Below are 25,736 nucleotides of genomic sequence, written 5' to 3'. Positions count from 1 at the left end.
CTTTTTCTCCCCGTCTCTTGCGTCCCGTTTCCGTCAGTGTCAGTGTCCCACGCAGCACTGTCATACGACCGACTGACTTTACCGGTGAACACCAGAAAGTGAGCGTCATGACCAGTCCCCCAGCCCCGTCGCCGCTGCCCCGGCCCGGCGGGTCACTGACCACGGCGAAGATCGTCTTCCTGGTGGTGGCCGCGGTGGCACCCATGGCGGCCGTGGTCGGCACCCTCCCGCTGGCGTTCGTGCTGGGCACCGGCCCGGGCACTCCGGCCGCCTTCGTGATGGCCGGAGTGGTGCTGCTGCTGTTCGGCGTGGGCTACGCCGAGATGAGCCGGCACGTGGTGAGCACCGGCGCCTTCTACACCTACATCCGGCACGGCCTGGGCCGGGTGCCCGCGGTGGCCGGCGCCTATGTCGCGGTGCTGGCCTACAACGTCTTCGCGGTCGGGCTGACCGGCGCCTTCGCCTACTTCACCCGGCTGGCGCTGATCGACCTGGCGCATGTGACGATCCCCTGGCCGTGGCTGGCCGCGGCGGCGCTGGCGATCGTGGCGCTGCTGGGCCGGCGTCAGATCGACCTGTCGGCGCGGACGCTGGCGCTGCTGCTGACGGCCGAGGTCGTGATCCTGCTGGTGCTGGACGCGGCGATCACCCTCTCCAAGGGCGCGTCCGCCTTCCCCGCCACCTCCTTCGCCCCGCACACCGCCACGCACGGCGCGCTCGGCGTCACGGTGATGTTCGCCTTCATCTCCTTCCTGGGCTTCGAGTCCGCCGCCCTGTACGGGGAGGAGGCCAGGGATCCCCGGCGGTCGGTCCCGCGGGCGATCTACGCCTCGGTGGGGCTGATATCGGTCTTCTACGCGGTGACGAGCTGGATCGCGGTCGGCGGGATCGGCGCGGGGCACGTGCAGGAGCGCTCCGGCAGCGAACTGGGCAATCTCTTCATCTCGCTGACCGTGCAGTACGTCGACAGCCCGATGAGCAAGGCCATGGAGGTCGTGCTGTGCACGAGCCTGCTCGCCTCGCTCCTGAGCATGCACAACGCCTGCAGCCGCTACATGTACGCGCTCGGCCGCGACCGGCTGCTGCCCACTCCCCTGGGCACCAGCCACCGCTCCGGCGCCCCCGCGGTCGCCAGCGGTGTGCAGATCGTGATCGCCGCGGTCGTCGCGGGCGCCTTCGCCCTCGCGGGCCTCGACCCGTACCTGGACATGGCCACCAGCATGCTGGGGCTGGGCACCGTCGGCATCATCGCCCTCCAGGCCGCGGCAGCGGTGGCGATCATCGCCTACTTCCGGCGCCGCCCGGCCGCCGCGGCGACCGCGGGCTGGTGGCGGGTGCTGGCCGCGCCGGGGCTGGGGGCCATCGGCCTGCTGGCCGCGCTGGTCCTGGTGCTGCGCAACTTCGACGCGCTGACCGGCACCACGTCCTCGCTGGTGCACGCGCTGCCGTGGCTGGTGCTGGTCGCCGCTGCGGCCGGCGCCGGATGGGCCTGCTGGCTGCGTGCCGCCCGCCCCGCCACCTACCAACGCCTGGCCGAGGACGACGGCGGCGAGCCGGCGCCGGCCGCCGGGCCCGTACCGGACGGAGTCGACCATGCCCGCACCTGATCCGACCACCGCACTCGAACCGGCGCTCGACGCCCTGCGGGCCGGCGAGCGCCGATGGGCCGACACCGGGCTGCGCGCCCGCGCGGACCTGCTGCGCGAACTGGTGGGCCGCACGCAGGCCGCCGCGCAGGACTGGGTACGGGCGGCCTGCGCGTACAAGCGGCTGCCCGAGTCGTCACCGCTGAGCGGCGAGGAGTGGATCAGCGGCCCGTGGGCGTTCATCTCCTACGCCCAGGCGCTGGCGGCGACCCTGGACGCGCTGGCGGCCGGCAAGGACCCGCTGGACGGCTGCCGGGTGAGCGGCGCGCCCGGCGGGCGGACCGCCGTACGGGTGCTGCCGTACGACACCTGGGACAAGCTGCTGCTGTCCGGCTTCTCGGCGCAGGTGTGGACCGCGCCGGGCGTCACCGCCGACGACCTGCACCGCGAGGTGGGTCTCGCCCAGCGGACCCCGGCCGCCACCCGGGGCACCGCGCTCGTCCTCGGGGCCGGGAACATCACCGCGATCGCGCCGCTGGACGTCCTGCACCAGCTGCACGCCGAGAACCGGGTCGTCGTCCTCAAGCTCAACCCGATCACCGACGCCCTGGCCCCGGTCTGGCGCGACGTCTTCGCCCCCTACCTCCAGGCCGGGCTGGTCCGGATCGTCACCGGCGACGCGGCCACCGGATCGGCCCTGGCCCACCACCCGCAGGTGAGCGCGATCCACCTGACCGGCAGCACCGCCACCCACGACGCCATCGTCTACGGCACGGGCCCGGACGGCGAGCAGGCACGCGCCGCCGACCGGCCCGTCCTGGACAAGCCGGTGACCGCCGAACTGGGCGGCGTCAGCCCCGTCATCGTCGTGCCCGGCCGCTGGTCGGCCGCCGACCTGACCTACCAGGCCCGGCACCTGGCCACCCAGCGCCTGCACAATTCCGGCCACAACTGCGTGGCCACCCAGGTCGTCTACCTCAGCTCCGACTGGCCGCAGAAGGACGCGTTCCTGGCCGCCCTGCGCACCGCGCTGCAGACCGCGCCGGCCCGCCCGGTCTACTACCCGGGCGCGGACGCGGCGATCAGCGGCGCGCGCGGCGCCCACACGGGAGCCCAGGACCTGACGGGGGGCCGCACCCTGCTGACCGGCCTCGACCCGCACGACGCGGCGGAGAGCGCCTTCAGCACGGAATACTTCGCCCCTGTGCTCGCCGTCGCCGAACTGCCCGGCGGCGCGGCCGACTTCCTGCCCGCCGCCGTAGCCGCCGCCAACGAGAACCTGACCGGCACGCTCGGCGCGAACATCGTCATCGACCCCGCCACCCGCCGCACCCTGGGCGGCGCCCTGGAGGCCGCCGTCGCCGACCTGCGCTACGGCACGATCGGCGTCAACGCCTGGACGGGGCTGGGATTCCTGACCCCCCGCGCGGGCTGGGGCGCCTTCCCCGGGCACCCTCGCCAGGACATCCAGTCCGGCAACGGCACCGTCCACAACGCGCTGCTGCTCCCGCACATCGAACGGACCGTCCTGTCCGGCCCGTTCCGGCCGGCCCCCCGGTCCCTGGTGCACGGCGAGGCCGCCCTGACCCCGGTCCCGCCCTGGTTCGTCCACAACCGCACGGCCGACGTCACCGGCCGCCGCCTGACCGCCTTCGCCGCCCGCCCCCGCTGGGCCGCCCTGCCGGGAATCTTCGCCTCCGCCCTGCGGGGGTAGCCCCGGCGACGCACCGGCGCTCCCGGCCCCGAGATCCCAGCGGGGCCGGGAACTCCCGGCCGCACGCCGGCAACCCGTTGCGGCCGGCAACAGCGCTCCCCTTCCCTGGCCGGACGACGGAGCCGCGGAAAAACCGGTGGACGGTGACCAGCCGGACAGGACACTGGTGCGATGACCGACGCAGATGTGAAGGCCGATCTCCGCCTCTCCTTGCAGGATGCCCGTGACGCGCTGCTGTGGAAGCTGGAAGGCCTGTCGGAATACGACGTCCGCCGGCCGATGACGCCCACGGGCACCAATCTGCTGGGGCTGGTCAAGCACCTGACCGGCGCCGAAGCCGCGTACTTCGGCGAGACCTTCGGCCGGCCGGTCGAAGGGCCGCCGCTCTGGATCGCGGGGGCCGCGGAGCCGAACGCCGACCTGTGGGCGACCGCCGACGAGACGCGCGAGCAGATCGTCGGCGACTACCGCCGGGTGTGCGCCCACTCGGACGTGACGATCGAGTCGCTCCCCCTCGACGCTGTCGGCCGGGTGCCGTGGGGCCGGCGGTCCGAACTGCCGCTGCGCCGCGTCCTTGTCCACATGGTCGGCGAGACCCATCGGCATACCGGACATGCCGACATCGTCCGTGAACTGGTCGACGGCACGGCGGGACAGCGCCCCGGTGGCGCCAACACGGCCCCCGGCGACCCGGCGTGGTGGGAGGAGTACCGCAGCCGGCTGGAGCAGGCGGCCAAGGAGGCGGCCTCGGGCTCGTAGCGCACCGGGCGACTCGCCGACCCCGTCACCGCCATGGCCGCCGACCTCACCCGCCACACCGTCTGGGCCCACGACGGGATCCGCACCCTCCTCCACCGGCCCGACGGCGTGGCCTGGCCCTACACACCCACCCCACAGCAGATCGAGCGTGCCGCAACCCGCGACCGCCGGGACGCCGCCCTGTACCTCCAGTTGCTGACGCCCGGGGGACGCCACGGGGTCAAGAGCTGGGCGCACGCCCTCGCCACCACTCCCGCCGGCGCCGACGGCCCACGTGCGGCCTCCCGCCCGGCCCGTGCGCTCGCGCTCTTCCTCGCGATCGCCCAAGCCCTCCGCCCCCCGAACGGCAACGCCCTCGAACCCGCGCTCGACTCCGCTCTCGACCCCGACCACGCGCTCGGCCTGGTGCTCGGCCTCGGCCCCGACCGCGGTCCCGCCGCCGACCCCGGCCTCGGCCCCGCTCTCGACCGCTCCCTGAGCGTCGTCCTCGAACCCGACCGCGCGCTCAGCCTGGCCCTCGACCCCGACGCCGACCCCGTCCGTGCTCTCGGCCTCGACCCCGCGCTCGGCCTCGACCCGGCCCGCACCCTCGTTCGCAGCCTCGCGCTCGCCCTTGACCTCGCCACCGACCGCGACAGCGCCCTGGAATCCGCGGTGCTGGCCCTCACCGCCCTGCAGCGGCCGGCGGCCGGCGGCTTCGACGCGGCGCGCGTATGGCGCGACGTTCCGACGAGAGACGTGCACGCCTTCCCGCGGCACACGCCTTCCGATGACCCGGCCCGCGACCTGCGTGACGCACGCCACCGGCTGGGGACAGGTGAGCCGGTCGTACCTCGCGATGTGCTCGCGCTCCTGGACGGGGCGGTGCACCTCATGACGGCGCTACGTGAGAGCGAAGCGCCGTCGAACTTCCGCACGCTGGCAAGCGTCCGCACGGCCGTCCTCGCCGTCGGCGAAGCCCTGGCCGGGTACGGTCACAGGGAGGCGACCCGGCTGCTGGGCCTGGCGTGGAGGAGCCTCGCGACCCGATGGCCCGGCCCGGAGCAGCACGAACCCAGCCAGATCCTCCTGCTCGCCCGCGCCGGGCGGTAGGCCCGCGGCACGCCCCTGGACGCCGGCGGGTCAGCGCCGGGAGGGATCGGGGGCCGCGCCGGCCGGAGGCGGCTCGGCGAGTTCACCGGATCCGGCGTCGATTCCGGCGGCGAGGACGGACGCGGCTCCCGCCGTGATCAGCAGGGTGATCCACAGGCCGGCCGTTCCCGCGGTCAGCAGGCGGGTGAGGACGCTGGGGGCCAGCACGGCGGCCAGGCTCCAGCAGACCTGGTTGAGCGCGAAGTAGCGGCCCCGCAGTTCCGGCGGCGCCAGGGTCGCCACCAGGTCGGTGAGGACGGGGCAGCAGATGATCTCGCCCGCGGTGTAGCAGGCCAGGGCGGCCACCAGGGACAGCGTGGTCCACCCGGTGCTGCCGGCGGGCGCCGCCCAGAGCAGGGCGGAGGAGGCGGCGAGGAACAGGGCCGCCAGCCGCAGCAGGCGGGTGTCGCGGTACGGGCGCATGGCCTCGGTGAGCGGGGTCTGCAGGGCGACGATCAGGGCGGTGTTCCCGGCGAGCAGGGCTCCCGCCACCCAGGCGGGCCGGCCGAGGGACCTGGTGACGTAGACCGCCAGCAGCAGCGGGAGCGCCAGCAGGCAGTGGGCGAAGAGCACGGTGGCGGCGTTGAGTGCCGTGAACCGGCGGTCCGCCAGAACCTCGCGGTAGCCGCCCCGCCCCGGTCCGCGGGCCGGGGCGGGTGCGGCGGCGGCCGGCGGCTCCCGCGGGCGCCAGCGGGCGAGCACCGCGGCGGCCACCAGGAAGCTGGCGGCGTTGGCCGCCACCACCGCCCGGCCGCAGGCGTGAGCGGAGCCCATGGCGGCGGCGGAGGCCAGCAGGGCGCCGACTCCGGTGCCGAGGTTGCGCACCACCCGCAGCAGGCTGAACCAGCGCACCCGGTCGGCCGCGTCCGAGACCTGGGTGATCAGCACTCCGTTCGCGGTCCAGAACAGGTTCTGGCCGGCGGTGACGAGGAATCCGAAGGCCACGATCCGCGTCGCGGAGCCCGCTTGGAGGTAACCGAGGAAGCCCGCCGCCTGGGCGAGATTCGCCAGCACCACCGACCGCCGGGCGCCGACCCGGTCGACCAGTTGGCCGAACACGGCGGAGCACGGCAGCGCGAGAGCCGCCGCGGCGGAGAGCGCGAGGCCGATCGTGGACAGCGGCACCCGGGTGGTGTCGAGGAAGTACAGCAGCGCGTACGGCAGGAAGAGCCCGGTGCCCAGGCTGTCGACCAGGGCCGCCGTCAGCAGCGGTCCCGCGCCGCGCGCCTGGGGCAGGCCCAGCCGTTCGCGCCGGGTCGCCCGGGGTACGGCCGGCCCGGTCAGGGCCGTGCCCGCTTCCGCTCGCCCGTCGCGGTGAGCACGGTCGTGACCGCGGCGGTCAGGATCGCCAGGCCCTCGTCAAGATCGGCCTCGTGGAGCGTGAGCGGCGGCAGCAGCTTGACGACGTCGTCGGCCGCGCCGGAGGTCTCCACCAGCAGCCCGCGCTCGAAGGCGGCGGCGCAGACCAGCTGCGCCGTGCTGGGACCGCCCGCGCCGCCGCCGGCCGCGGCGCCGAAGCGCAGGCCGGCGGCCATGCCGCGCCCGCGTACCTCGGCGCCCGCCTCGGGGAACTCGGCCGCCAGGCCGGTGAGCGCGGTGCGCAGCCGCTCGCTCAGCGCGCGTACCGACTTCTCCAGTACGCCGTCCGTCCAGTAGGTGCGCAGGGCCTGGGCGCCGGTGACGAAGGACGGGCTGACGCCGCGGAAGGTGCCGTTGTGCTGGCCGGGCAGCCACACGTCCAGGTCCGGGCGGATCAGGGTCAGTGCCATCGGCAGGCCGTAGCCGCCGATCGACTTCGACAGGCAGACGATGTCGGGCGTGATGCCCGCGTCCTCGAAGCTGAAGAAGGCCCCGGTGCGTCCGCAGCCCATCTGCACGTCGTCCACCACCAGCAGGATGTCCAGCCGGCGGCACACCTCGGCCAGGGCGCGCAGCCATGTGCCGCTCGCGGCGTGCAGACCGCCTTCGCCCTGCACGGTCTCGACGATGGCGGCGGCCGGCAGGTCGTGGCCGCTGCCCGGGTCGGTGAGCAGCCGCTCCAGCAGCGCGGGCGCGTCGCCGCCGCCCGGATAGCCGTCGTAGGGCAGCACGGTGGCGTGGGTCAGCGGCAGGCCGGCGGCGGCCCGCTTGGACGCGTTGCCGCTCACCGCGAGTGCGCCGAGCGTCATGCCGTGGAAGGAGTTGGTGAAGCCGACCACCGTGTGCCGTCCGGTCACCTTGCGGGCCAGCTTCAGTGCCGCCTCCACGGCGTTGGCACCGCCGGGGCCGGGGAAGACGACCTTGTAGTCGAGCTGCCGCGGCCCCAGGAGGACGTCGGCGAGCGCTTCGAGGAAGTCGGCCCTGGCCACCGTGAACATGTCCAGTGCGTGGGTCACGCCGTCCCGGGCGAGGTAGTCGAGCAGGGCCGCTTTCAGCACCGGGTTGTTGTGACCATAGTTGAGTGCTCCGGCGCCGGCGAAGAAGTCCAGGTACGGGGTGCCGTCCTGGGCGTGGAGGCGGCTGCCGGCGGCGCGGTCGAAGACCACCGGCCAGCACCGGCTGTAGCTGCGTACCTCTGATTCCAGCGCTTCGAAGAGGGTCATCGGGGTCCGTTTCATGGGAACGGTGGCTGCGGGGGTGCCGCCCGGGGAGCGTGCGCGGGTGCGCCCCCCGGGGGCCTGGTCAGCTGTGGAGGAACGTCAGCAGTTCGTCGCGGGCCGGGCCCGGCCGGCCGAAGTCCCCGTGGATGGAGGTGGAGGTCATCCGGGCGCTGGTCTTGATGCCGCGCATGGTCATGCACAGGTGTTCGCCGTGGCCGACCACGGCGACGTCCTCGCTGCCGGTGATCCGGATGATGTCGGCGGCGATGCCGGCGACCAGGCGCTCCTGCACCTGCAGCCGGTGGGCGTGCTGGTGGGCGATGCGGGCGAACTTCGAGAGCCCGAGGAGCTGTTCCGTGGAGCGGTAGGCGATGCTGATCGAGCAGGTGAACGGCAGCAGGTGGTGTTCGCACAGCGACCAGACCTCGATGCCCGAGACGAGCACCAGTTGGGCGGCCGTCGTCGTCTCGAACAGGGTGGAGACGGTGCCGGGGTCGTATTCGGTGAACTCCCGCCACCAGCGGGCGAATCGCTCGGGTGTCCCGCGCAGTCCGTCGCGGCTCGGATCCTCGCCGATCTCGGTCAGCAGTGCGACGGCGAGAGCGATCAGCGGATCGGGTTCGCTCTCCGGTTCGATGTCCAGTGCGGCGGCGACGGACTCGGTCTCCACGTCGGTGCTCACTCAGACGCCCCTTTCCTGTCCCCAGATCACTATGTGCAGTCGGGTGGTGAGGTTCCAGCCGCGTTCGATCACCGCCGCCACCAGGTTCTTCATGTGCTCGTCGACGTCCTCCGCGCTCTGGCCCTCCGGCATGATCCACACCGGGCCGAGGCCGAAGCGCCGCACCAGATCCCCGACCTCGTCGAGGTCGGCGGGGTCGCGGCAGACGAATTTGAAGGCGGCGCCGGGGGTCCCGGCCAGGCTGCGCAGTGCGCCCGGCCTGATCCGCCGGCCGGCGGTGACGCCCGAATGCGCAAGCTTCGGCGAGACGTTGAAGCGGACCCCAGCCGCCACCAGGGCCCGGTGGGGCGCGTGCGTGCCGTTGGTCTCGATCTCGACCTCCATGCCCCGGCCGGTGAGCCGCTCGACCAGCGGGACCAGCCGTGCCTGCTGGCCGAGCGGCTCACCGCCGGAGATCACCACCAGGTCCACACCGAGCGCCGACACCTGGTCGGCGACCGAGGCGACGGACCGCGGGTGCAGCTCCTTGCGGGGGTCGTAGGCGATCCCGGTGTCGCTCGCACCCTGCCAGTCCCAGGTGTACGGGGTGTCGCACCAGCGGCAGGTCAGGTTGCAGCCGCCCAGGCGTACGAACCCGCACCGCCGGCCGAGTGAGCGGCCTTCTCCCTGGACGGCCCTAAGTGGGGCCGAAGACTTCGTTGACGACGATCTGCGGTTCCACTGGCACCACCTCCTCGATCGGGTCACCGCGCGAGCGGTGGGGTGTGGCCGGGCCCGGCGGCAGCCGGGCCGGTGAGCCGGGCGCCGGTCAGGGGCGGAATTCGGCCCAGGTCTTCGGTGTCTCGGAGATCCGCACGGCGGACAGTTCGGGGAACTGCTCGGACCACAGGCCGTACATCCACCGGGCCAGGTTCTCCGCGGTCGGATTGGCCTTGACGACGTCGTTGAGGTGCTGGTGGTCGACGGTGGAGTCGATCCACTGCTTGAACGGCGCCAGGTCCCCGTAGTCCCGGACGAATCCGGTCGGCGTCAACTGCTCGGTCTCGGCCGCCAGTTCCACTTCGACCACGTAGTTGTGGCCGTGCAGGCGAGCGCACTGGTGTCCTTCGTCGAGGCCCTCCAGCCGGTGGCTGGCGGAGAACGCGAACTGTTTGGTGATACGCAACGTCATGTACGTCGTCCCTTTCCTCGCACCATGTCTGCTCCCAGACGTCCTTCTCGCTACTGCCGGTAGCCGGTGGGGTCCTCGACCTCGGCGGTGACGAAGGCGGTACGCCGCTCGACGCACGCCGCGCACACACCGCAGTGGACCTCCTCCCCGCGGAAGCAGGTCCAGGTCTGCCGCCACGGGACGCCCAGCTCCTCACCGAGGGTGATCACTTCGGGCTTGTGCAGGGTGATCAGCGGCGCCAGCAGTTCCAGCCCGTCGGGGGCCTGGCCGCGGATGGCGATCCGCCCCATGTCCTGGAAGGCGCGCAGGAAGGCCGGCGAGGTGTCCGAGGGCCCCACGTCGTCCGCCATCACCCCGAACGCCACCGCCTGGGCCTGGTCCACCACCGCGATCGCGTACGCCACCGCCAGCAGCAGCGCGTTGCGGTTCGGCACGATGTTGGGGTTGCGCCCGGCCGGGGCGTGGCGGGCGTCCGGGACGGCGACGGTGCGGTCGGTGAGGGAGGAGCCGCGCAACAGGCGGCCCACGGACGTCAGATCGACCTCGTCGTACGCGGTGCCGAGCCGCTGCGCGGTGGCGCGGGCGAAGTCGAGTTCCTTGCGGTGGCGCTGCCCGTAGTCGACGGCGAGCAGGTGCAGCCGGTGTCCTTCCGCGCTCAGCCGGTGGGCCATGGTCACGGAGTCGATCCCGCCGGAGACGATGGCGACGGTCCTGGTCACCGGGCGCTCCCCACATGGCTGCCGTGGTCGTCAGCGCTGGACGGGACGGGCGCCACGTCCAGTTGGTAGAGCTGGGCCAACTCCCGCAGCCGTCCCGGGACCTGGTCCTCGGTGTCGACCGCGAAGAGCACGGTGCCGGTGTGCGAGGTGGAGTACAGGTCGGCGTCGATGACATCGCCGACGCGGCGGGACATGGTGACCTGGAGCACGCCGGGCAGCGCCGCCAGCTTCTGCGCCGGGGTGATCGCCGTGATCCGCCCCGGCCTGGCCGGAAGCATGGAATTGGCCACGAGGTGCGCGGCGGGCCGCGGGTGCAGGGTCGGCGGCAGGCCGAGCGAGGTCTCCAGGAAGGCCTGCCACAGATCGACCCCGTACTGCAGGGCGAGCCCCTCGACCAGCGCGCCGCCGGGCGGCCGGCAGGCCAGCTCGCCGACCAGCGTTCCGGTCGCGGTCCTGAACAGCTCCACGTGTGCGACTCCCGCGCGCAGGCCCACCGCGGTCAGCACGTCGCGGACCAGGGCGAGGGCGGTGGCGCGGTCGGGGTGGCCGTCCGCCAGCGGACAGGAGCCGATGAATCCGCCGAGGCTGCGCAGGACCGGCCCGTGGTAGCGCGAGACGGCCGTGAACAGCGGCTCGCCCTCGTGCACCACGGCGTCGCAGTGGTATTCGGCGGCCATCTCCACCAGGGACTCGACCAGCAGCGGGATCCGCCGGAGGCGCAGCCGGGCCGAGCGCCGGTCGGCGGCGAACTCCTCGAAGTCGGCGGGCGAGTGCAGCTCGGCCACGTGGAACGCCCCGCCGCCGAAGGCGGGTTTGACCACCACCGGCCAGCCCAGTTCGGCCGCGGCGGCCGGCACGTCCGCCAGCCGGTAGACCGGGCGGAAGGGGGTGACGGGCACTCCGGCCGCCGCCAGCGTCCTTTTCATCACGTATTTGTTGGAGCAGGCGTTGGCCGCCTCGTATCCGGTGCCCTGCACCCCGTAGTGGGAGCGCAGCAGCCCCGAGGCGGCGATTCCGGCCTCCGCGGGGGTCAGTACGGCATCCACCCGGCCCTCGGCGAAGACGTCGAACGCGGCATCGCGCACCGCGGTCGGATCGTCGATGTCGGCCACCGTCGTCACCCGCGCCCCGGGCCCGTAGAAGTGGGCGAATTCCGGCTCGGTGATGACCGACACCTGGCCGAGCAGCGAGCTGGCCAGCAGCCGGGCCGGCAGCGGCTTGTACGAGCTGACCACCAGGACGTCGTAGGGTCCGCGGCCGGTCATACGGCGGGCTCCTTGCTCGCGACCAGTACGAACCAGTGGCGGGCCAGGTGGATGCCGCGCGGCGAGGCGGCCTGCTCGGCGTAGGCGTCGAAGCGCTCCTGGTCCGCGACGGGGTCGAAGTCCTCGAAGATCGGTACCTTGCGCAGGAATCCGCGCAGGTCGTCCGCCGAGTGGAAGTGCTCGTCGAAGCGGAACCCGCGATGCTGCACGCGGAAGCCGGCCAGCTCCAGCCGCGCCTGTGCTTCCTCGGCCAGCGGGACCGCGTTCCAGCCGCCGTAGTTCTGCCCGCGGCCGAAGACCTCCTTCAGCGCCCGTACGTCCTGTTCCCCGATGCCCAGGTGCACCACGACGCCCTGGTCGGTGAGCACCCGGTGGAATTCGGCCGCGTACAGCGGTCCGCGCCGCGAGGAGACCACGTCCACCGAGGCGTCGGGCAGGCCGGTGGCCGACGCGTCGGCCAGCTCGAAGACCACGTGGTCGAGCCCGGCCTCACGCTGATTGCGGCGGGCCGCCTCCAGCATCTCGGGCGACAGGTCGATGCCGCGGACCCGTGCGAAGCGGTCGGCCAGGGCCAGCAGGTTGCGTCCGTCGGCGCACCCGACGTCCAGCAGGTCCGCGTCGGCGGTGGCCAGGCCGGTCAGCACGGTGTCGAAGAACTCCTCCGGATCTCCTTCCGGGTAGTGCGTGGCGCGCGGCGGCCAGTCCGGGTAGCCGCCGAACCGGCCGGCCACCTCTGAGTAGAACGCGGGGTTGGTCACGGCGTCGTCGCCTCTCTCGGGCCTGGCCCGGATGTCGGCAGGGGGATGAACCGCGGGGGCGGGGCCGGGGCGGGTCAGGCCGGGGTCAGCGGGACGCCGAGCTTGCCCAGGATCGCTTCGCCCGCCACGGCGGGCTCCAGCCCGCGACCGCCGCCGACCGGTGCGGCGAGCGGCTCGATCAGGGCCTGCGGATCGGCCTCGAAGAAGAACACCAGGGAGACCTGCTCGTCGTCGGCGGCTTCCTGGCCGGGCGCCGGCACCCGGTGCCGCAGGGCCCGCCAGCGGCCGTCCGTCCACAGCTCCATCAGGTCGCCGAGGATCACGATCAGGGTGCCGGAGTCCTGCGGATGGCCGGCGGGGAACCAGCCCTCCGACTCGTTCCACACCTCCAGGCCGCCCTTGCCGGGCTGGCGGTTGAGGAGGGTGAAGGTGCCCAGGTCGGTGTGCGGGGCATTGCGCATCCGGCCGGCGGCGACCTGTCCCAGCTCGGCCGGCGCCGGATACCAGCTGACGTTCTGCGTCCAGGTGGCCTTCCGGGCGCGGGAGTTGAAGAAGTCCCGGGGCAGCCCCAGCAGATCGGCCAGCAGCGCGTTGACCTCCCCGGCCACCCGCACCATGTGGGCGGTGTAGGTGTCGGCCGCCTCCCGCAGCCGCGGCAGTTCGCCGGGCCACCGGTTGGCCGGGTAGTACAGGCCGTCGAGGCGGGCGTCCCCGGTGCGGTGGGTCGGCCCCACGTAGAAGGACTCGTGCAGGTCGGGGGAGCTGTCGCCGCCGTCCAGCGCGGCGTCGGGGATGCCGACGTTGCGGTGCACCTCGCGCCAGCCGTTGTCGTACTGCCCCCGGATCTCGTAGCGGAGCTTGGTCTCGCGGGGCAGCCGGAAGAACGACAGCCCCGCGTCGCGGAAGTCCTCGCCGCCGGCGTGCGGCACGTCGTGGCCGGTCAGCAGGAACATCCCGGTCTCGCGCAGGGCCGGGTCCACTCCCGCGGCGATCGCGTCGCGCCGGGCGGCGTCGGCGCTCTGCCATTCCTTGAGGTCGACGGTGGGGATCTCGGTACTCACTACTGGCGCTCCTCGGCGTGGCCCGGGCTTTCGGCAGGGGCATCCCATATCGGCTGTCACGAGCGGGCGGGGACACGGGTACGCCGGCACGCAATGCTGGTCGTAGGTGTCACAGCCGGCGGGCCCCTTTCCCGGAAAGGCCGATCGGCCAGTAGGGGGCGGTGGTGTGCCGTTGCCGCCGCCCGGGAACCGCGGGGCATACGAACGGCCGGATATATCATCCACCGACCGGACGGAATGGATTCTCGTTGCGCTGGAAATCGACCGGACATCGGGCGGGTCCAGTGGACGGCGTCGCCGGATTTCGCCGCCGTTCCCAGCTCACGGCCGGTGGCGGCGGCGATCGGCGATTTCCGTACGCCTGTCGCGATTCCCGAATGGATTGCGGGACCACGATCGCCCTCTTCGCCAGTCTCAGCCGCCGCCCGACCCGCTGTCAACAGGTCGTTGCAAGTGAAATAAAATGCACGCTACGGATAGGGAGATCCCCCGATTTACTCCTTTTCCTACTGCCGCACCGGGCCATCATCCGATGATCCGACCGCAAAACGGGCTGTCCCGTTCACCGAATACCCGGTACGCTTTCGACCGGCGGAACAGCGCAGGAATTCCCGAGGTCTCGCGATCATATGAGAATACCGTCGAAAGGAAAAAGCGGGCGCGATTGTCAGGCGCCCGGCACCGTCAGATCGTGGCGCCGGCGGCCAGCACGGACCGGACGAGGTCGAGGTGGTGCACGGTGTGGTGGTGGCCGCCGCCCTCGTGCCGGTTGTAAGAACTGCCGCATGATGAACACCCCGGCCGCGTCCACGAGCAGCGGGATGATCATGCCGGCGTAGCTGTCGAACATGCCCGGCTCGTTGACCGCGGCCCTGGTCGCCACCATCCCGGTCGCCGTCCTCTTCTTCGTCTTCCAGCGCCACTTCGTCCGCGGCGCCGACTCCGGGTCCGTCAAGGGCTGAATCGCCGGACGGCGTACGTGACCGGGGGCTGTCGGGCGGCGCCCGTGTCCGGTGGCTGCCGGCGGCCCGGGCCGGCTCCGGGGCGGGGTGCGGGGCGGCGCCCTTCCGGCTGCCGAGGTCGAGGCGGCCCATCATCCGGTCCGCGTCGCCGCGACCGCCGGCCACGGACCGCCGCGACGCCCAGCGCCCGTTCCGGGCCATGCGCCAACGGCCCTGCCGCCCCGGGCGCATGTGGAAACGTTCTCCCGTCAGAACCGTTGCAGCGGCCCGGCCCACCGCCCGGCCGTCCCGCGGCACCGCTCCCCCCGTAAGGAACCACGCCATGGCCACCCCGCACGCGTTCCCCCTGGAGCCCAGCCCCCTCCATGTGCCCGACGAGGTCCTCGACGACCTGCGCGCCCGCCTCGCCCTGACCCGTCCGCCGCTGGACGAGGGGAATGAGGACTGGTCCTACGGCGTCCCGGACAGCTATCTGCGTGAGCTGGTCGCCCACTGGCGGGACGGCTACGACTGGCGCAAGGCCGAGGCCGCCATCAACGCCTACGAGCACTACCGGGTGAGCGTCGCCGGTGTCCCGGTGCACTTCATGCGCAAGCCCGGCCGCGGCCCCCGCCCGGTCCCGCTGATCCTCACCCACGGCTGGCCGTGGACGTTCTGGCACTGGTCGAAGGTGATCGACCCGCTCGCCGACCCGGCCGCGTACGGCGGCGACCCCGCCGACGCGTTCGACGTCATCGTGCCGTCCCTGCCCGGCTTCGGCTTCCCCGGCCCGCTCACCGGCTTTCCCGACGTCAACTTCTGGAAGGTCTCCGACCTGTGGCACACCCTGATGACCGAGACCCTGGGCTACGGGAGATACGCCGCCGGGGGCTGCGACATCGGCGGGATCATCTCCAGCCAGCTCGGCCACAAGTACGCCGACCAGTTGTACGGCATCCACATCGGCTCCGGACTGCCGCTCGACTTCTTCACCGGCCCCCGCGCGTGGGACTTCGCCGGGAAGCGGCCCCTCACCGACGACCAGCCCGCCGACGTCCGCGCCCGCATCATCGAGCAGGACCACCGCTCCGCGTCCCACCTCGCGGTGCACATGCTCGACGGCGCCACCCTGGCCCACGGGCTGAGCGACTCACCCGCCGGACTGCTCGCGTGGCTGCTGGAGCGCTGGAACGCGTGGAGCGACAACGGCGGCGACGTCGAGTCCGTCTTCTCCAAGGACGACCTGCTCACCCACGCCACGATCTACTGGGTGAACAACTCCATCGCCACGTCGATGCGTTACTACGCCAACGCCAACCGCTACCCCTGGTCGCCGGCCCACGACCGCACCCCGGTCGTGCAGGCCCCGGTCGGCCTCACCTTCGTCACGTACGAGAACCCGCCCGGCATCCGCACCGCCGACGAGCGCGTCCGGGCCTTCAAGTCCGGCCCGCAGGCCGCTTGGTTCAACCACGTCAACGTCAACGCCCACGACCACGGCGGCCACTTCATCCCCTGGGAGAACCCCACCGCCTGGGTGACCGACCTGCGCCGCACCTTCCGTCCCCGCCGGCCCTGAACACCCCTGCGGGCTCAGGCCCTCCCCGGTCCGGCCACGCGCCGCCCGCGAGAGCGTCGCGGCCCTGCCGATGGAAGCCGCCGGCAGGCCGCGGTCCTGGGGTGCGGCCTGCCCCATTCATCGTGCCCTTCAGAGGGGGCGCTGGTAGACATGACTGGTGGACAGAGAGCAGTTGGCAGCGGCACTCGGCAACGACCCGCAGGCCGCACTCGAACTCGGACGCCGAATCGTCGCGACGGTCGGCGTCGATGAACGCCGGCACGCGGAAATCCCGTTCGAGATCGCACGAGACGGCGACCGCGCGACGGTGTGGCACGCGGCCGAGGCTTACGCGCAGGAGGCTGACGGCGGGGCCGCGCGCTGGATGGCAGAAGGGGCGGCGTCCCTCAGCGACCCGGACGGCATCGTCGTGGACCACCTGACGTTGCCGATCTTCATCATGGAATACGACGACGACCGCTGGACCACTGAACGCCAGGACTGGCGTATCGCTGTGCATTGCGATGATCCGGCCCGCGCGATCGTCGCTCTGAACGCGGCAAGGCCGCGCCTCCTCCTCGTCGCCGACGACGGCAGCGTCCAGCCGGACGGCGCAGCCGGACTCACCGGCCCTCCTGGGCCCTGGTACACGCCGAACTACGTCGCCGTCGCTGAGGGCACCCCTCTGATCTGGCTGGACTGCAAGGACGGAGTCTTCCCGCTCATGGCCCGCACCGTCCTCGAGATCGTCATCGAGGAGCTCCGCGCGGTCGGTATCACCCGAGCCGAGCTCACGACGCCGAAGACTCAGGAGTCAACACCCTGATGTCATTCGTCTCGCCGTGCCCGCGCGTGCTGGGCGCGTACGTCCGGCCCCGCGTCGGCTTGCCCGTTTCGATTCACCGGCCGGCTCCGGTGCGGCCGGCCGGCGTGCTCGTGACGGTGACGCCCGCGTAGGGCGTCACCGCGTCGTCGTATGTGGAGCGTCAGCGGCGATTGCCCACGCCGTTGCCGGACAGGATCGGGATGTCGGACAGGACGTGCGAGAGCGGCTCGTCGCCCTTGGTCTGGGACGAGTTCTCGGTGCACTGCTGGTTCTGCGGCGACGACAGCACGTTGACGTCCTGGACGGTGATCGGGATCAGGCCGATCAGCGAGCCGACGTTCGCCTTGACCGGCAGGGCGACGCAGGGCTTGTTCAGGCTTCCCTGGATCAGGCCGATCTGCGGGCTCTGCTTGCCGCCGGTCACGGTGTTGCCGTAGGCCTGGACGGAGCCGTTGCCGTTCCCCGTGGTGGTGCCCCTGTCGTTGCCGAACGCCGAGGCGCCACCGGCACCGCCGGCCACCACTGTCACGGCCAGCGCACAAGCCGTCAGAGCACTACTGATACGCATATCTCTCCCATCACCGTCAAACAACGCAAGGGAGATCAAAATACGATCTTGGGAATGAAAATCCGCACATTCCGCCGAACGGAGGCGTGTCGTAGGCGCCGCCCTCCCCCGCTCGTGTCCGGCCGCCGCTGTCGGCGAGTCCGGCGCGGACGCCGCGCCCACGACCTGGAAGCCGCCGTCGACGGTCCGCCAAGGCCGCGGCGAGGCGTCACAGGCTGCCGCTACCCGCCAGGAGAGCCTCCGTTCCGTCCCGGAACGGGAAGGGCGGGTCACGGTGTTCCGTCGGCTCCGCTCGCGCAGGGGCTGCCGCCGCCGAAGGACCCGCCGAGCCCACCGGGGCCGCCGCGGAAGAGGAGGCCCCCGGTGGCGTTGCCGCCGGCGCCGCCGATCCCGCAGGCGCCGTCGGCGCTTGCACCGGATTTGGCGCCGCCTCTGCCGCCGGCGCCGCCCCCGCCGCCGGCGTTGAGGATGCCGCCTGCACTGATTCCACCGGCGCCGCCGATGCCTGCGGCGCCGCCCGGATAGGCGCCGCCGGAACTGCCGTTGCCGCCGTCGCCCGCGCTGCCGCCCCTGCCGCCGTTGCCGGAGCCGTTGATGCCGCCGGCACCGCCGTTGCCGCCCGCACCCCCGCCATGGCCGGTGCCGCCGCTGCCCGCGTTGCCGCCGGCCCCGCCATTGGATCCCCCGGCGCCGCCGAGGCCGCCGGCTCCCCCGGCGCCGGCGTTGGCGCCGGAACTGCCGCCGAAGCCGCCGTTGCCGCCCGCGCCCGCGTGGGTGCCCATGCCGCCCGCACCGCCCGCACCACCGGCACCGGTCAGGCCGCCGCTCGCTCCGGTGCCGCCGTCGCCGCCCGCGGCGCCGTTGGGACCGGCGTTGCCGCCGAGAGCTCCCGCTCCGCCGGAACCGCCGCCGAGGCCCGTACCGCCGTCGCCGCCCGCACCGCCGGTCCCGCCCAGGACCCCGTTACCGCCGGGGCCACCCGCGCCGCCGGCGCAGTCTCCGGTTCCGGTCGCGGGGCCGCCCGCGGTGCCGGGAAAGCCGTTGGGGTGGGCGGAGGTGCCGTTGGCACCCGCTACACCGGCGGTGCCGGCGGTACAGGCGAGGGCCGAGGCGCCGGCCGGAGTGCCGAGGAGGAGTGCTGCGCCGGCGAGAAGAGTGGGCAGTGCGAGGAGAGCGGTGGTCCGTTTCCTGATCATGACGGGTTTCCTCTGACTGGGGTGAAGCCGGGGTCCTGCGGAGCTGAACGAGGCGGGCGCGGAACGAGCGGAACCGCAAGGAAAAGGGGATTCCCCGACGAATTTTCCGTGCCGCATGCCGGCAGAGCGCCGGCGAAATCCGGGAACTTTCTCTAGGCGCGCATTTTTCGGGACTCCTGCGGGTCGAATGCGAACGCCACGTCATGCCTGAGGAAAAGCCGTCGACAGCTCGTCAGCCGCGCGTACAGCGCGGTGGTGGGGGTGTCCATCCGGTCGTCGCCCATGAGGCGTTGACCCCGGCGGGCCGTCCGTGCGGCTGCCCCTCTGCCGGGTTCATCTGATGCGGCGGGTCCATTCCACCCCGGAGACGGGGTGGAATGGGGCCGCTGTCCGCTGTGCGGTCCGCTCAGCAGGGCAGGGTGGTGCGGCCGGCGGCGCCGGTGGCACCGGTGGTGCCGTCGGCACTCACCGTGGCCGCGGTCCCGTTACCGCCGGGCTTGCCCGGGCAGACCGGGCTGGCGGCACCGCCGACGCCGCCGCTGCCGCCAGTGTGGCCGCCTCCCGCTGTGGAGGCGCCGCCCGTGCCGCCCGTGCCGCCGGCGATACCGATCCCGGCGTCACCGACGCCTCCGACACCGCCCTTGCCGCCGGTGCCGCCGAGCGTGGCGGCGCCACCGGCCCCTCCAGCCCCGCCGTTGCCGTTGGCCCCGCCTGCTCCGCCCGCGCCGGCGGCGCCGCCGACACTCCCGCTGCCGTCACCGTTGCCGCCGACGCCTCCGCTGCCGCCGTTGCCGTTGGCGCCGGCCGCGCCGCCGGTGCCGCCCAGGCCACCGAGCCCGCCGTTGGTCCCGATCCCGTTGACTCCGTTGACACCGGGCAGCCCGAGGAAAACGAGGCTGATGTGGGTTCGGGCGCTGCTCACGGGGGTCTGCGCCGACGCGGACGCCACGACTGGGGTAGCGACAAGGCCGGCGGCGGCGAGCGCGGCGACGAGGACGGTTCGACGAATGGCGGTGGTGCGCGGGGAGCGCATGAGGGATGCCTTTCGATTGTGCAGCCGGAGAAAATCTCCGACCGGCATCACTCATCTTAGGATGATGATTTCCCCCACGTATCCGTCGCGGCGAGAATGTCGCTAACTAGTTGAATAGTCCAAGAATTTGTCTTGAAGTGTCGGTGATGGACGGCGGATGACTGCCGGCGCGACAGGAGTTGATAATGGGGGCTTTCGCAATCAGCGCTGTGCGTCACCGGACACCCGGGAATTTCCCGGACGATCCGATCGGCCCCGCACGGCCGGTGGCGGGGTCAGAACCAGGGCGGTCCGGCGCTGGTGTACGGCTCCTCCAGGGTGGCCACCTCGGCGGTCCGCCGCGGTCAGGGGGCGCTGGTGCGCGGACCGTTGTACTGCTCTTCGATGACCGGCTCCAGCCAGGTGGTCTCGGGAGCGCCGTCGCCGGTGCCCTCCCACAGGGCGATGTGCTCCATGAAGAGTTCGGGCGTGGCGCCGTGCCAGTGCTCCTCGCCGGGCGGGCAGGTGACCGTCTGGCCGGGGTGTGCCTGGAGGATCGTGCCGTCGCGGATGCCGATCAGCGCGAGGCCCGAGGTGACGTGCAGGGTCTGGCCCACGGCGTGGGAGTGCCAGTTGGTGCGCGCGGCCGGGGAGAAGCGGACCAGGTTGGCGCGCATCCGCGACGGCTCCTGACCGGCGTGGATCACGTCGAACCACACGTCGCCCGCGAACCAGTCAGACGGGGCCTTGGTGGTGGGCTGCTTCTTGATGAGTTCCATGGGGACGCTTCTCTCCTTGCTGTGGTGCGTGAATGCGTGCCGGCGCTGGAACCCTGGGATGTCCAGCGCGGTGGCAAGCAGCTTGTCCTGCTCGCCGCCGAGCACGTCGAGGACACGCTCGGGGCGGCGGCCAGCGGCGCTGATCGCACGAGCGTCGGTCCCGAGCCGCGGTTTCGCCGACCCGGGCATACGGAACTCGGCGCCGCCCGACGCTGGCGGAACCTTCCGCAGCGACCGGTTCCGCCTGGTCAGGCCTGGGCGGTGGGCCGGATGACGATCTCGTTGACGTCGACGTCGGCGGGCTGTTCGATCGCGAACCGGATCGCGCGGGCAACCGCCTCGGGGGCGATGGCCATCGCGTTCTTCGACTCGTTCATCCGGGCGCGCAGATCCGGGTCGGGGACGGATTCGATGAAGTCGGTGGCCACGAAGCCCGGCGAGACCATGGAGACGCGGATCGAGGAGCCGGCCTCCTGCCGCAGGCCTTCGGTGAGCGTGCGGGCGGCGGCCTTGGAGGCTGAGTAGACCGCCTGTCCGGGGACCGTCTTGTAGGCGGCGGTTGACAGGGTGTGGACGAACTGGCCGCGCCCTTGGGCGCGGAAGACGGGAAGAGCCGCGGCGATCCCGTGCAGGATTCCCTTCACGTTGATGTCGATCATCGCGTCCCAGTCGTCCAGCCGCAGCTCGTCCAGCGGCGACAGGGGCCCGACGCCGGCGTTGCCCACCAGGACGTCCAGTCGGCCGAACCTCTCCCGGGCGAGTGCCACCAGCGCGACCAGATCCTCCCGGCGGCGGACGTCGACCGCGGTGAATGCCACGGCGTCACGCTCGTCGCCGAGTTCACCGGCCAGATCGGCGAGCCGATCCTCGCGGCGCGCTCCGAGTACGAGCTTGGCGCCGCCCTGTGCCAGCAGACGGGCGGTCGCGGCGCCGATCCCGCTGCTGGCCCCGGTGATCGCCACGACTTTGCCCTCGATGCCGGACATCTTGTGTCTCCGCTCTAGAATCAGATAAGCGGACGCATGTCCGCAACGGATCCACAGTAACGGACATGCGTCCGGATAGACAAAGCGGACCACTTTCCTTGGCCCGTTCGGAGGAACCAATGACGCAGCCCCGTCAACGCGCGACGCGTTCGGACGCCGAGGACAACCGTGCGCGCATCATCGAGATCGCTCGCACCGCCTTCACCGACAGCCCCGAGGCGTCGCTGCAGTCGATCAGGAAGCTGTCCGGGGTCGGCCAGGGAACCATGTACCGGCACTTCCCGAGCCGTGAGAGCCTGCTCCTCGCCGTCTACCGGCAGGACGTCGAGGCGCTCATCGACGCCGCGCCCCGGCTGCTCGAACAGCACGAGCCCCTGGACGCGCTCCGCCTCTGGTTCGACCGGCTCGCCGCGTACGGCCGGATCAAGCTCGGGGCATCGCTGGCCGTCGAAGCCGCCACGCGCGCAGACCTCGGCAATGAGTACTACCCGCCGGTCATCACCGCGCTGGGCCGGCTGCTCAGCGCCGGCAAGGCCGCGAAGCAGCTGCGGCCCGACGCCGACCCGGACGAGGTCCTGCTGCTCGTGTCGTTCCTGTGGAAAACCGACGGCGGCCCCCACTGGCAGGTACGGACCGGCCACATGCTCGCCATCGTCATCGACGGGCTGCGCGCGGGAACACCCGGCTGAGCAGCGGGCCGCCCGGAGGAGGGCGAGCCCGCCGGTACCCGCCCGGAGTACCCCCGTTCCCGCTCGGACCGACAACGGCGCCCCCGGCCGTGAGCGTGGCCGGCACTTCGGCGCGAGCCGGAAAGTGCCAGGTCAGCGGATACGGCTCCGGGGCTTCAGCGGGGTCGGGGGGAGGTCGGGGGCCGGGAGGCGGGGGGAACCGTAGCCGTGGACGTCGCCGAAGCGGGTGCCCTCGATCCACGCGTCCCGGGCTTCTACGATGTCCTCGCCTGACCGCCCGACAAAATTCCACCACATCACGATGCGCTCCTCGAAGGGCTCGCCGCCCAGGAGCATCAGGGAGCTGTCGGTGTCGGCGCGCAGCGGGAGGTCGGTGCGGCCGCAGCCGAGGTAGAGCATGGAGCCCGGGGACAGGCGGACGCCGTCCGCCTCGGCTTCGCCGGACATGGCCAGGACGGCGTATTCGAAGTCGGGTTGCAGCGGCAGCCGGGTGCGGGTGCCCCCGGCGAGGGTGAGGTCGGCGCCGACGATGGGCGTGTGCGTGGCGCCGGGGGAAACGGCGCCGTCCAGCTCGCCGAGGATCACCGTGGCGTGGAGTCCGCCGCCGCCGGTGAGCGCGGGCAGCTCCGCGTGGTGCTCGAAGGCGGGCGGCATGTGCCGGGCGGCGTCGGGGAGTGCGACCCACAACTGGGCGCCGTGCAGGTAGCGGGCGTGATCGCGGGGCGACTCCTCGGAGTGGGAGATGCCCTGGCCCGAGGTCATCAGGCCGAGTTCGCGGGGGCGTACGGTCTGCTTGTTGCCCAGGCTGTCGCGGTGCAGCACCTCGCCGTCGTGCAGCCAGCTCACCGTCTGGAGGCCGGTGTGCGGGTGCGGCGGGACCTGCATGCCGGGCTCGTCGGCGATGTCGTCGGGGCCGTAGTGGTCGATGAAGCACCAGGCGCCGACCATCCGGCGGCCGAGGTTGGGGAGCAGCCGCCGGACTCGGGTGCTCTCACCGAGCCGGACGGGGCGGGCGGTGAGCAGTTCACGGACCGGGGCGGCGGACACGTCCTGGCGGCCCCCGCAGAGCGTGGCCGGCGGCTTCACATCGAGGTTGCTCATACCCCGATCATGCCCGCGGCCGGGCCGCCGGACCGGCGGTTCGGCCCGGGCGTCACTCGTCGGGCGGCGAGTCGTACGGGCCGCGGGGCAGGTCCACGAGGTGTTCCGGGATGTCGGCGAGGCAGCCGCGCAGCCGTTCGCCGAGTGCCTTGGCCTGCGGGTCGGCGCTGGTGGACGCGGCGACCCCGTCGCCGAGCAGGCCGTGCACCACGAAGTTGACGGCCAGCAGGTTCGGCAACTCGTACCGGCTGACGGGCAGTTTGGCGCTCTCCGGGAGCAGTGCCCGCAGCCGCGGTACGTCGAGGTAGTCGCGCAGCCACCGGTAGGCGCGCTCGTCGCGGGCCCACAGGCCGACGTTGGCGTCGCCGCCCTTGTCGCCGGAGCGGGCGCCGAGCAGCGTGCCGAGCGGCAGCCGTACGGTCCTGCCGAGCCGGGGCTCGTACGGCTCGGGGCGGCCGGGGCGCTGCGGGGCACTGCCGGGGACGGCGCCGAGCGGCGGCTGCGGCTCGGGCGGCACCGCGTCGTCCGTGAGGAGGGCGCCGGGCTTGGCGGTGGGCGGGTTCGGTACGGGCAGCCGGGTGCCGTCGGCGAGCACGGTGACCGCGGTGACCTCGGCCGCGGGGATCAGCGCCGGCCAGTAGACGCCGTATTCGGTGGCCCGCGCGGTGGCGTGCTCCAGGTAGAGGCCGGGGTAGCCGGCCAGCGCGGATCCGGCGACGGCGCTGAAGAAGCCGCGGCCCGCCACCTCGGGGTCGGGGTCCTTGACGGTGAGGGTCAGCCGGTCGCAGCCGCCGCCGTGTTCGCGCCGCAGGTCGTAGGCCGCGAAGCCGGCGGGGCCGCCGGTGGCGTCGTGCAGGGTGGCCTCGGCGAAGTCGGCCTTGGCATCGAGGTCGAGGCCGGTCAGCACGAAGGTGGCCGCATTGCGGTAGCCGCCGCGGTGGTTGAGGCAGACCTTGAGGGTGGCGGGCGCGGGTTCGCCGGTGACCCGGCCGACCGCGACCCGGTCGGGTCCCTGCTGGTCCAGCCGTACGCTGTCGAAGCGGGCGACGACGTCGGCGTTGAGGTAGCTCGGCCGGCCGATCTCGTACAGGAGTTGGGCGGTGACGGTGCCGACGGTGACCGCGCCGCCGGTGCCGGGGTGCTTGGTGATGACGCTGGAGCCGTCGGCGGCGACCTCGGCGATCGGGAAACCGGGGTGGACGGGGTCGGGGATCTCGGTGAAGAAGGAGTAGTTGCCGCCGGTGGCCTGGGTGCCGCACTCGATGATGTGGCCCGCGGTGACCGCGCCGGCCAGCGCGTCCCAGTCGTCGGGCGCCCAGCCGTGGGCCCAGGCGGCGGGTCCGACGACGAGCGAGGCGTCGGTCACCCGGCCGCAGACGACCACGTCGGCGCCGGCGTTGAGGGCCTGGGTGATGCCCCAGCCGCCGAGGTAGGCGTTGGCGGTGACCGCCTGCACACCGGACCCGGCCAGCGGGCGCCCGGTGGCCAGGTGGGCGAAGTCGTGGCCGCGGGACTGGAGTTCGGGCAGCCGGCCGAGCAGGTCGTCGCCCTCGACGTGGGCGACGCTGGGGTGCAGGCCGCCGAGTGCGGCCAGTTCGCGGAGCTTGGCTGCCAGACCCGCCGGGTTGAGGCCGCCGGCGTTCACCACGACCTTGATGCCGCGCTCCAGGCAGGTGCCGAGCACCTCGCGCATCTGGGCCAGGAAGGACACGGCGTAACCGGCCTCGGGGTCGCGCGCCCGGGCCTTCCACAGCAGCAGCATGGTCAGTTCGGCGAGGTAGTCGCCGGTCAGGACGTCGATCGGGCCGCCCTCGACCATCTCCCGCGCCGCCGAGAGCCGGTCGCCGTAGTAGCCGGAGCAGTTCGCGATCCGCAGAGGTTCCCGTCGTACGGTCAACCGTCTCTCCCGTCGCTCCGTCCGGGGCCACCGATGCGGACGATCATCCTTGCCGCGGTTCGCGGCGCGCAAGACCGCGGGCGCACACGGCCGCGGGCACGTACGACCGCAGGTGCACACGGCCGCGGGCGCCCCCGGTGGCGGTGGTGGTTGAATCGGCCCATGAGCGAGGGCGACACGGCGGCCGGGCGGTCCGCGGACGAGATCATCGACATCGTCGACGAGCAGGACCGGGTGGTCGGGCAGGAGCGGCGCGCCGAGGCGTACGAGCGCGGGCTGCGGCACCGGGCCGCCTTCGTGCTGGTACGGGACGGCGCGGGCCGGATCTTCGTCCACCGGCGCACGGCCCACAAGCTCATCTTCCCCTCGCTCCACGACTGCTTCGTCGGCGGTGTGCTCGGCGCAGGCGAGTCCTACGACGAGGCCGCGCTGCGGGAGGCGGAGGAGGAGCTGGGGGTCAGCGGGCTGCCGCGGCCCGAGCCGCTCTTCCGCTTCCTCTACGAGGACGGTCCGCACAGCTGGTGGTCGGCCGTCTACCAGGTGCGGTGCGACCTGCCGGTGTCCCCGCAGCCGGAGGAGGTCGCCTGGCACGGTTTCCTCACCGAGGAGGAGCTGGCGCGGCGGCTCGGCGAGTGGCAGTGGGTGCCGGACGGCCTGGAGGCCTACCGCCGGCTGCTCGCCCGGTCGGCGGCTCCGGAGCCCGGACCGGAGGAGCGCTGACCCTGCCGCGGCCGTAACGCCGCCACGGCCGCGGTACA

General features: G+C 72.8%; 24 protein-coding genes. 8 read left to right on the top strand and 16 right to left on the bottom strand.

Annotation, left to right across the window (positions count from 1 at the left end):
* Window positions 1-107 precede the first annotated feature (107 nt).
* The 4 genes from OHA86_RS30380 (at window position 108) to OHA86_RS30365 (ending at window position 5,151) form a co-directional block, all read left to right on the top strand.
* Window positions 108-1,607, top strand: a complete 1,500-nt coding sequence (locus OHA86_RS30380) for an APC family permease (protein ID WP_329180382.1) — start codon at window positions 108-110, stop codon at window positions 1,605-1,607.
* Complete coding sequence (locus tag OHA86_RS30375; protein WP_329180380.1) at window positions 1,594-3,300, top strand: aldehyde dehydrogenase family protein; 1,707 nt, start codon at window positions 1,594-1,596, stop codon at window positions 3,298-3,300. Before OHA86_RS30380 ends, OHA86_RS30375 begins: the two co-directional genes overlap by 14 nt.
* Window positions 3,301-3,471: 171 nt before the next feature.
* On the top strand, window positions 3,472-4,059 hold the full coding sequence (locus OHA86_RS30370; RefSeq protein WP_329180378.1) for a DinB family protein: 588 nt from the start codon (window positions 3,472-3,474) through the stop codon (window positions 4,057-4,059).
* Window positions 4,060-4,092: 33 nt separating this feature from the next.
* Window positions 4,093-5,151 (top strand): hypothetical protein, encoded by a 1,059-nt coding sequence (locus OHA86_RS30365; protein ID WP_329180376.1) that lies wholly within the window; start codon window positions 4,093-4,095, stop codon window positions 5,149-5,151.
* A 30-nt stretch (window positions 5,152-5,181) separates the two neighbouring features.
* On the opposite strand, the gene OHA86_RS30360 is transcribed toward OHA86_RS30365, so the two are convergent.
* The 9 genes from OHA86_RS30360 to OHA86_RS30320 form a co-directional block, all read right to left on the bottom strand.
* Window positions 5,182-6,384 carry an MFS transporter gene (locus OHA86_RS30360; RefSeq protein ID WP_329182616.1) on the bottom strand — a complete coding sequence of 401 codons (1,203 nt, stop codon included), beginning with the start codon at window positions 6,382-6,384 and terminating at the stop codon, window positions 5,182-5,184.
* An 86-nt stretch (window positions 6,385-6,470) separates the two neighbouring features.
* Window positions 6,471-7,772: a diaminobutyrate--2-oxoglutarate transaminase gene (gene ectB, locus OHA86_RS30355; protein WP_443071919.1), complete on the bottom strand. Its 1,302-nt coding sequence runs from the start codon at window positions 7,770-7,772 to the stop codon at window positions 6,471-6,473.
* A gap of 79 nt (window positions 7,773-7,851) precedes the next feature.
* Complete coding sequence (gene folE / locus OHA86_RS30350) at window positions 7,852-8,451, bottom strand: GTP cyclohydrolase I (RefSeq protein ID WP_329180371.1); 600 nt, start codon at window positions 8,449-8,451, stop codon at window positions 7,852-7,854.
* A complete protein-coding gene (locus OHA86_RS30345) occupies window positions 8,452-9,198 on the bottom strand; it encodes a 7-carboxy-7-deazaguanine synthase QueE (RefSeq protein WP_329180369.1) in 747 nt (248 codons plus the stop codon).
* 61 nt (window positions 9,199-9,259) lie between these two features.
* On the bottom strand, window positions 9,260-9,622 hold the full coding sequence (gene queD, locus OHA86_RS30340) for a 6-carboxytetrahydropterin synthase QueD (RefSeq protein ID WP_329180367.1): 363 nt from the start codon (window positions 9,620-9,622) through the stop codon (window positions 9,260-9,262).
* A 50-nt stretch (window positions 9,623-9,672) separates the two neighbouring features.
* Window positions 9,673-10,341 (bottom strand): 7-cyano-7-deazaguanine synthase, encoded by a 669-nt coding sequence (locus OHA86_RS30335; RefSeq protein WP_329180364.1) that lies wholly within the window; start codon window positions 10,339-10,341, stop codon window positions 9,673-9,675.
* The gene (locus tag OHA86_RS30330; RefSeq protein WP_329180363.1) at window positions 10,338-11,606 is read right to left on the bottom strand and encodes an ATP-grasp domain-containing protein; all 1,269 of its coding nucleotides are present in this window, start codon (window positions 11,604-11,606) and stop codon (window positions 10,338-10,340) included. Before OHA86_RS30330 ends, OHA86_RS30335 begins: the two co-directional genes overlap by 4 nt.
* Complete coding sequence (locus OHA86_RS30325) at window positions 11,603-12,364, bottom strand: class I SAM-dependent methyltransferase (protein ID WP_329180362.1); 762 nt, start codon at window positions 12,362-12,364, stop codon at window positions 11,603-11,605. The genes OHA86_RS30330 and OHA86_RS30325 overlap by 4 nt, the downstream gene beginning before the upstream one ends.
* A 74-nt stretch (window positions 12,365-12,438) precedes the next feature.
* Window positions 12,439-13,425 (bottom strand): isopenicillin N synthase family dioxygenase, encoded by a 987-nt coding sequence (locus OHA86_RS30320; protein WP_329180360.1) that lies wholly within the window; start codon window positions 13,423-13,425, stop codon window positions 12,439-12,441.
* 1,284 nt (window positions 13,426-14,709) lie between these two features.
* Between OHA86_RS30320 and OHA86_RS30315 the strand changes: the two genes are divergently transcribed.
* Together OHA86_RS30315 and OHA86_RS30310 are read left to right on the top strand one after the other, a co-directional pair.
* Window positions 14,710-15,945, top strand: coding sequence for an epoxide hydrolase family protein (locus OHA86_RS30315; protein ID WP_329180358.1), 1,236 nt, complete (start codon window positions 14,710-14,712; stop codon window positions 15,943-15,945).
* A gap of 157 nt (window positions 15,946-16,102) precedes the next feature.
* Window positions 16,103-16,750 (top strand): hypothetical protein, encoded by a 648-nt coding sequence (locus OHA86_RS30310; protein WP_329180355.1) that lies wholly within the window; start codon window positions 16,103-16,105, stop codon window positions 16,748-16,750.
* A gap of 160 nt (window positions 16,751-16,910) precedes the next feature.
* On the opposite strand, the gene OHA86_RS30305 is transcribed toward OHA86_RS30310, so the two are convergent.
* The 5 genes from OHA86_RS30305 to OHA86_RS30285 all read right to left on the bottom strand — a co-directional run bounded on the left by OHA86_RS30305 (window position 16,911) and on the right by OHA86_RS30285 (window position 21,291).
* The gene (locus OHA86_RS30305) at window positions 16,911-17,318 is read right to left on the bottom strand and encodes a rodlin (RefSeq protein ID WP_329180353.1); all 408 of its coding nucleotides are present in this window, start codon (window positions 17,316-17,318) and stop codon (window positions 16,911-16,913) included.
* A 269-nt stretch (window positions 17,319-17,587) separates the two neighbouring features.
* Entirely contained in the window at window positions 17,588-18,514 is a 927-nt protein-coding gene (locus tag OHA86_RS30300; RefSeq protein WP_329180351.1) for a hypothetical protein, read from the bottom strand.
* 406 nt (window positions 18,515-18,920) lie between these two features.
* Entirely contained in the window at window positions 18,921-19,436 is a 516-nt protein-coding gene (locus OHA86_RS30295) for a hypothetical protein (protein ID WP_329180349.1), read from the bottom strand.
* Window positions 19,437-19,891: 455 nt separating this feature from the next.
* Entirely contained in the window at window positions 19,892-20,305 is a 414-nt protein-coding gene (locus OHA86_RS30290; protein ID WP_329182615.1) for a (R)-mandelonitrile lyase, read from the bottom strand.
* Window positions 20,306-20,553: 248 nt separating this feature from the next.
* Window positions 20,554-21,291 (bottom strand): SDR family oxidoreductase, encoded by a 738-nt coding sequence (locus tag OHA86_RS30285; protein WP_329180347.1) that lies wholly within the window; start codon window positions 21,289-21,291, stop codon window positions 20,554-20,556.
* Window positions 21,292-21,410: 119 nt separating this feature from the next.
* On the opposite strand from OHA86_RS30285, the gene OHA86_RS30280 reads away from it, so the two are divergent.
* Window positions 21,411-21,980: a TetR/AcrR family transcriptional regulator gene (locus OHA86_RS30280; RefSeq protein WP_329180345.1), complete on the top strand. Its 570-nt coding sequence runs from the start codon at window positions 21,411-21,413 to the stop codon at window positions 21,978-21,980.
* Between the two features lie 132 nt (window positions 21,981-22,112).
* Here the strand turns inward: OHA86_RS30280 and OHA86_RS30275 are convergent, their stop codons facing one another.
* Complete coding sequence (locus tag OHA86_RS30275) at window positions 22,113-23,081, bottom strand: pirin family protein (protein ID WP_329180343.1); 969 nt, start codon at window positions 23,079-23,081, stop codon at window positions 22,113-22,115.
* Between the two features lie 52 nt (window positions 23,082-23,133).
* Entirely contained in the window at window positions 23,134-24,978 is a 1,845-nt protein-coding gene (locus tag OHA86_RS30270; protein ID WP_329180341.1) for an acyclic terpene utilization AtuA family protein, read from the bottom strand.
* A gap of 162 nt (window positions 24,979-25,140) precedes the next feature.
* On the opposite strand from OHA86_RS30270, the gene OHA86_RS30265 reads away from it, so the two are divergent.
* Window positions 25,141-25,698, top strand: a complete 558-nt coding sequence (locus tag OHA86_RS30265; RefSeq protein ID WP_329180339.1) for an NUDIX hydrolase — start codon at window positions 25,141-25,143, stop codon at window positions 25,696-25,698.
* Window positions 25,699-25,736 lie beyond the last annotated feature (38 nt).

Origin of the sequence: Streptomyces sp. NBC_01477, assembly GCF_036227245.1 — a bacterium.
Lineage (GTDB): Bacteria > Actinomycetota > Actinomycetes > Streptomycetales > Streptomycetaceae > Actinacidiphila.
Note: the sequence above shows the minus strand (reverse complement) of the source record. Positions and strands in the feature narration are given on the sequence as shown.